The sequence below is a fragment of the Pseudomonas sp. genome (assembly GCF_036387035.1).
Classification (GTDB): domain Bacteria; phylum Pseudomonadota; class Gammaproteobacteria; order Pseudomonadales; family Pseudomonadaceae; genus Aquipseudomonas.
In genome coordinates, this window is the sequence record NZ_DASVUM010000193.1 from 1 (window position 1) to 6413 (window position 6413).

Here is a 6413-nt window from a genome sequence, read left to right on the forward strand (position 1 = left end):
TCGGCCGTCAGCAACTCTTCGCGGCGTGTGCCGGAACGGTTGATGTTGATGGCCGGGAAGACGCGTTTTTCCGCGATCTTGCGATCCAGAGGCAGTTCCATGTTGCCGGTGCCTTTGAATTCTTCGTAGATCACTTCGTCCATCTTCGAGCCGGTTTCAACCAGCGCGGTGGCGATGATGGTCAGCGAGCCGCCTTCTTCGATGTTACGCGCCGCACCGAAGAAACGCTTTGGCTTCTCAAGGGCGTGAGCATCGACACCACCGGTCAGGACCTTGCCGGAGCTCGGAATGACGGTGTTGTAGGCACGGGCCAGACGGGTGATGGAATCGAGCAGGATAACCACGTCCTTCTTGTGCTCGACCAGGCGCTTGGCCTTTTCGATCACCATTTCGGCGACCTGCACGTGACGGGTTGGTGGCTCATCGAAAGTGGAGGCAACCACTTCGCCGCGCACGGTACGCTGCATTTCGGTTACTTCTTCCGGACGCTCATCGATCAGCAGAACGATCAGATGGACTTCAGGGTTGTTGCGCGTGATGTTCGACGCGATGTTCTGCAGCATGATGGTCTTGCCCGCTTTAGGCGGAGCAACGATCAGACCGCGCTGACCTTTACCGATCGGGGCACACAGATCGATGACGCGACCGGTGAGGTCTTCGGTGGAACCGTTACCGGCCTCCATCTTCATGCGAATGGTCGGGAACAGCGGCGTCAGGTTTTCAAACAGAATCTTGTTCTTCGCGTTTTCTGGACGGTCGAAGTTGATGGTGTCGACCTTGAGCAGTGCGAAGTAACGCTCGCCTTCCTTCGGCGGACGGATCTTGCCGACAATGGTGTCGCCCGTACGGAGGTTGAAACGGCGGATCTGGCTGGGCGAGACGTAAATGTCGTCTGGGCCGGCGAGGTAGGAGGCGTCTGCAGAACGAAGGAAGCCGAAGCCATCCTGGAGGATCTCCAGCACGCCGTCACCCGAGATTTCCTCGCCGCTTTTCGCGTGCTTCTTCAGCAGGGAGAAAATCACATCCTGCTTGCGCGAACGGGCCATATTTTCTATGCCCATCTGTTCGGCCATTTCGAGCAGATCGGTAATAGGCTTTTGCTTGAGTTCAGTCAGGTTCATATAGGAATGACGTAATCATGTATGGAGGGGGAAATTAAGCTTTTGGCTTAATGAGGCCGCGCCGCAGAGAAGGCGACAGGATCGCGTGCAAATCGAAAGGAGAGCGTCGGCGACGGCTAGCAGGGGGCAACGGAGAAGCCGTTGCGGGGCCGAATGTACCACTTGATTTTCTAAGCGTCTAGTACGACGCCAGAAAAAAACCCCGCGATTTGCGGGGCTATATCGCGATCAGATGTTGGCGTCGAGGAACGCTTGCAACTGCGACTTGGACAGTGCGCCAACCTTGGTCGCCGCGACTTCGCCGTCCTTGAACAGCATCAGGGTCGGGATACCACGAACGCCGTGCTTGGCCGGTGTTTCCTGGTTGTCGTCGATGTTCAGCTTGGCAATGGTCAGCTTGCCTTCGTAGGTGGTGGCGATGTCGTCCAGAACAGGAGCGATCATCTTGCATGGGCCACACCATTCAGCCCAGTAATCGACCAGAACAGGACCAGTAGCCTTCAGGACATCCTGTTCGAAGCTCGCGTCGCTGACGTGTTTGATGAGGTCGTTACTCATGAGATTTCTCCGAGGTCATAGGCAAAAAAACGTGGGTCATCATATCTGTGTCATGCGATGACAGGAAGACGAGGTTGATTGTCTCTAGCTATGACCCGGCACGGCTGCCTTAATTGCAAATACTCAACCGGAGGGTGCGACGAACACAATGCCTGTGCGCAACGCTGCGCCGCGAATGTGCTCTTGCATCGCCTTCTGCGCCGGGCCAGACGCGTTGCGCGCCAACGCCCGCAGGATCTTGCGGTGCTCCTGCCAGGTCTCCATCGCCCTGCCCGCCCGGATAAAAGGCAGCTTCTGACTTTCCAGAAAGATATCGGCACTGGTGGTGATGATCCCCAGAATCGCCTGATTGCCGCTGGCGACGAGGATGCGCCGGTGAAAATCGAAGTCCAGCCGGGCGGCGCATTCGAAGTCCCCTGCCTTGAGTTCCAGGCGCATGGCCTCGACGTTATCTTCCAGCACATCGCGCTCGTCGGCGGTCAGCGTGACCGCTGCAAGGCCGGCGGCGAATCCCTCCAGGGCGTAGCGCAGCTGAAAAGTTTCCGCAGGCGATGCGTGCGCTGCGTACGGCCAGGAAAAACCGCTCGTGCTCCGTTGTGGTTCAGAAACCGCCTGAACGAACACGCCTTTGCCGGGCTGCACACTGACCAGCCCCAACGCGCTCAATGACGACAATGCTTCACGCAACGAAGCACGACTGACGCCAAGACGAATCGCCAGGTCCCGCTGGGATGGCAGGCTGTCACCGGGGACATAGCCCTGCTCGGCGATCAATTTGCGAATCGCCCGGAAGGCGGCTTCAGGCACTGCTACAGGGCTCGTATGCATGGCGGCAAAGGTGCGTAAACCGTGGGAAAAAACCCTTGTATCGCCAACGGAGGTATCCGGCAAGTGACGCCCAAGTGAGGGGCGCCGCAGGTTTCAGGCGCGCCAAAGCGGGGCGACTCGCGCACCCACTGTTCAGACCAGTTAGACCGGATCGCGCTTGCGGCCCTCATTCCATGGCTGCAAATGAGCGGCTGGCATGGGCTGTGCACTGGTGCTTGGCCATTACCCGGGCTTTGCCTACACACAGATTGATTCGGAGACGCCACATGACCAAGCGTTACAGCGCCCTGCTCGCCGCCCTGTTTGCCAGCCTCATGCTCGGCCAGGCCACCGCCCACGCCAATGGTCTGGACGATGTAACCACCCGTGGCACATTGAAAGTCGCTGTACCGCAGGACTTCCCGCCGTTCGGTTCGGTCGGACCCGACATGAAGCCGCGCGGCCTGGACATCGACACCGCACAGCTCATCGCCAACCAACTGAAGGTCAAGCTTGAGCTGACGCCGGTCAACAGCACCAACCGTATCCCGTATCTGACCACCGGCAAGGTTGACCTGGTCATATCCAGCCTCGGCAAGAACCCGGACCGTGAAAAAGTCATCGACTTCTCCCGCGCCTACGCACCGTTCTACCTCGCTGTTTTTGGTCCGCCTGAGGACGCCGTCAAAACGGTGGATGACCTGAAAGGCAAAACCATCAGCGTGACCCGCGGCGCCATTGAGGACATCGAGCTGACCGCCGTCGCGCCGAAAGAGGCAACGATCAAACGTTTCGAAGACAACAACTCCACCATCGCGGCTTATCTGGCCAAGCAGACCGACCTGATCGCCAGCGGTAACGTGGTCATGGTCGCGATCAGCGAAAAGAACCCCAAGCGCATCCCTGAACTGAAGGTGAAGCTCAAGGACTCGCCGGTCTACGTCGGGGTGAACAAAGGGCAGCCTGAGTTGCTTGCGAAAGTTAATGAAATCCTCGAAGCGGCAAAAAAGGATGGCTCGCTGGAGAAGAACGCGCAGACCTGGCTAAAGCAGCCATTGCCTGCCGATCTGTGATCACCGACTGCCGAGGCGTTTAAATGGCTTATCAGTTCGACTTTATCCCGGTCCTGCAAAACACCGACCTGCTCCTGCGCGGCGCGCTGTTTACGCTGGAACTGACGGCCATCGGCACCCTGCTCGGCGTCAGCGTCGGCATCGTCGGGGCAATCGTCAGGGCGTGGAAGATCCAGCCGTTCTCGGCCATTTTCGGTGTCTACGTCGAGCTGATCCGCAATACGCCGTTTCTGGTTCAGCTGTTCTTCATTTTCTTCGGGCTGCCGTCATTGGGGGTGCAAATCTCGGAGTGGCAGGCCGCCGTGCTGGCGATGGTCATCAACCTGGGCGCCTATTCGACGGAAATCATCCGCGCGGGTGTGCAGGCCATTCCACGTGGCCAGATTGAAGCGTCGGCCGCGCTGGCGATGACCCGCTTCGAAACCTTTCGCCACGTCGTGCTGGTCCCGGCGCTGGGCAAGGTCTGGCCCGCTTTGAGCAGCCAGATCATCATCGTGATGCTGGGCTCGGCGGTCTGTTCGCAGATCGCCACCGAGGAGCTGAGCTTCGCGGCGAACTTCATTCAGTCGCGCAACTTTCGCGCGTTTGAGACGTACATCATCACGACGTTGATCTACCTCTGCATGGCGCTGCTGGTGCGTCAGTTGCTGGCGTGGATCGGCCGTCGCTACATTGCGAGGAGCCGCTGATGGATTTCACTCTGTGGGACGTCGTGCGCAACTTGCTGACCGGGCTGCAGTGGACATTGGCGTTGTCGCTGGTGGCGTTCATCGGCGGCGGCGTGATCGGGCTGCTGGTGATGACCCTGCGCATCTCCGAGAAGGCGATGCCGCGCAGGCTCGCTCGCTGCTACATCGAACTGTTCCAAGGCACGCCGCTGTTGATGCAACTGTTTCTGGTGTTCTTCGGCGTGGCGCTGATGGGCATCGACATTTCGCCCTGGCTGGCGGCGGCGCTGGCACTGACGCTGTTCACCAGTGCTTACCTTGCTGAAATCTGGCGCGGCTGCGTGGAGTCGATTTCCAACGGCCAGTGGGAGGCGTCCGCCAGCTTGGCCCTGACCCCGTTCGAGCAACTGCGCTACGTGATTCTGCCGCAGGCGTTGCGCATCGCGGTAGCGCCGACGGTGGGTTTCTCCGTGCAGGTCGTCAAAGGCACGGCCGTCACCTCCATCATCGGTTTCACGGAGCTGACCAAAACCGGCGGCATGCTCGCCAACGCAACGTTCCAGCCTTTCATGGTCTACGGCTTCGTCGCCCTGGGCTACTTCCTGCTTTGCTACCCGTTGTCGCTCAGCGCGCGCTACCTGGAAAGGAGACTTCATGCCTCTGCTTAGAATTTCCGCCCTGCACAAGTATTACGGCGACCACCATGTGCTCAAAGGCATCGACCTCAGCGTCGAGGAAGGCCAGGTCGTGGCGATCATCGGGCGCAGTGGTTCGGGCAAGAGCACGCTGCTGCGCACCTTGAACGGGCTGGAGTCGATCAACGACGGAGTGATCGAGGTGGATGGCGAATACCTCGATGCCGCGCGGGCTGATTTGCGCAGCCTCAGACAGAAAGTCGGCATGGTATTCCAGCAATTCAACTTGTTCCCTCATCTGACGGTCGGCGAGAACGTGATGCTCGCGCCGCAGGTGGTTAAAAAGGTCTCCAAAGCGGAAGCGACCAAGCTGGCGAAGGAGATGCTTCATCGCGTGGGCCTGGGCGAGAAATTCGACGCCTTCCCTGACCGGCTATCCGGTGGTCAGCAACAGCGCGTGGCGATCGCACGCGCGTTGGCGATGTCACCCAAAGTGTTGCTATGCGACGAAATCACCTCGGCGCTGGACCCTGAGCTGGTCAATGAAGTGCTTGCGGTGGTCCGCGAGCTGGCCAAAGACGGCATGACGCTGATCATGGTGACCCACGAAATGCGCTTCGCCCGGGAAGTGGGCGACAAGCTGGTGTTCATGCATCAGGGCAAGGTGCATGAAGTGGGCGACCCCAAGGAGCTGATGGCCAACCCGAAGACCCCCGAACTGGCGAATTTCATTGGCTCGGTCGAGCAGGCCTGATTGCGTAACCGGCGTTAGCCGGGAAGGCGTCAGTTGCCACACCGTGAAACTGACGCCGCACATACCGGCCTCTTCCCGGCTGAAGCCGGTCCCACGAATACACGCGATCCCGCTGAATACATGCGGTCAGTCAGTGGGACCGGCTTTAGCCGGGAAGGCGTCAGCTGCCACGCCGCGAAACTGACGTCGGACCCACCCGCCTCTTTCCGGCTGAAGCCGGTCCCACAAATACACGCCATCCCGCTGAATACACGCGGTCAGTCAGTGAGACCGGCTTGAGCCGGGAAGGCGTCATCTGCCACACCGCGAAACTGACGTCGGACCCACCGGCCTCTTCCCGGCTGAAGCCGGTCCCACAAATACATGCGATCCCGCTGAATGCACGCGGTCAGTGAGTGGGACCGGCTTTAGCCGGGAAGGCATCAAATGGCACACCGCAGAATTGATGGCGCTCACCCTGGCCTCTTCCCGGCTGAAGCCGGTCCCACAAATACACGCGATCCCGCTGAATACACGCGTTCAGTCAGTGGGACCGGCTTTAGCCGGGAAGGCGTCAGCTGCCACACCGTGAAACTAACGCCGCGCATACCGGCCTCTTCCCGGCTGAAGCCGGTCGCACAAATACACGCGATCCCGCTGAATACACGCGGTCAGTCAGTGAGACCGGCTTTAGCCGGGAAGGCGTCATCTGCCACACCGCGAAACTGACGTCGGACCCACCGGCCTCTTCCCGGCTGAAGCCGGTCCCACAAATACATGCGATCCCGCTGAATGCACGCGGTCAGTGAGTGGGACCG

General features: G+C 59.7%; 7 protein-coding genes. 4 read left to right on the forward strand and 3 right to left on the reverse strand.

The features are described 5' to 3' along the window. The 3 genes from rho to VF672_RS18540 form a co-directional block, all read right to left on the reverse strand. Positions 1-1121: transcription termination factor Rho (rho, locus tag VF672_RS18530; protein WP_331106008.1), on the reverse strand; the 1121-nt coding region annotated here is incomplete at its 3' end. A gap of 228 nt (positions 1122-1349) precedes the next feature. Then, positions 1350-1679, reverse strand: a complete 330-nt coding sequence (trxA, locus tag VF672_RS18535; protein WP_331106009.1) for a thioredoxin TrxA — start codon at positions 1677-1679, stop codon at positions 1350-1352. 123 nt (positions 1680-1802) lie between these two features. Continuing rightward, positions 1803-2507 (reverse strand): FadR/GntR family transcriptional regulator, encoded by a 705-nt coding sequence (locus VF672_RS18540; RefSeq protein WP_331106010.1) that lies wholly within the window; start codon positions 2505-2507, stop codon positions 1803-1805. 266 nt (positions 2508-2773) lie between these two features. On the opposite strand from VF672_RS18540, the gene VF672_RS18545 reads away from it, so the two are divergent. Genes VF672_RS18545 through VF672_RS18560 form a run of 4 tightly spaced genes read left to right on the forward strand, consistent with a single transcriptional unit; the run spans position 2774 to position 5616 of the window. Beyond that, on the forward strand, positions 2774-3559 hold the full coding sequence (locus tag VF672_RS18545) for a transporter substrate-binding domain-containing protein (protein ID WP_331106011.1): 786 nt from the start codon (positions 2774-2776) through the stop codon (positions 3557-3559). 23 nt (positions 3560-3582) lie between these two features. Further along, positions 3583-4248 carry an amino acid ABC transporter permease gene (locus VF672_RS18550; protein ID WP_331106012.1) on the forward strand — a complete coding sequence of 222 codons (666 nt, stop codon included), beginning with the start codon at positions 3583-3585 and terminating at the stop codon, positions 4246-4248. Next, positions 4245-4895 (forward strand): amino acid ABC transporter permease, encoded by a 651-nt coding sequence (locus VF672_RS18555; RefSeq protein ID WP_205902682.1) that lies wholly within the window; start codon positions 4245-4247, stop codon positions 4893-4895. Before VF672_RS18550 ends, VF672_RS18555 begins: the two co-directional genes overlap by 4 nt. Then, complete coding sequence (locus VF672_RS18560; RefSeq protein WP_331106013.1) at positions 4882-5616, forward strand: amino acid ABC transporter ATP-binding protein; 735 nt, start codon at positions 4882-4884, stop codon at positions 5614-5616. The genes VF672_RS18555 and VF672_RS18560 overlap by 14 nt, the downstream gene beginning before the upstream one ends. Positions 5617-6413: the final 797 nt, after the last annotated feature.

Coding starts and splice junctions, on each gene's coding strand:
- trxA (WP_331106009.1), bottom strand. CDS start 1,679: ATGAGTAACGACCTCATCAAACACGTCAGCGACGCGAGCTTCGAACAG.
- VF672_RS18540 (WP_331106010.1), bottom strand. CDS start 2,507: ATGCATACGAGCCCTGTAGCAGTGCCTGAAGCCGCCTTCCGGGCGATT.
- VF672_RS18545 (WP_331106011.1), top strand. CDS start 2,774: ATGACCAAGCGTTACAGCGCCCTGCTCGCCGCCCTGTTTGCCAGCCTC.
- VF672_RS18550 (WP_331106012.1), top strand. CDS start 3,583: ATGGCTTATCAGTTCGACTTTATCCCGGTCCTGCAAAACACCGACCTG.
- VF672_RS18560 (WP_331106013.1), top strand. CDS start 4,882: ATGCCTCTGCTTAGAATTTCCGCCCTGCACAAGTATTACGGCGACCAC.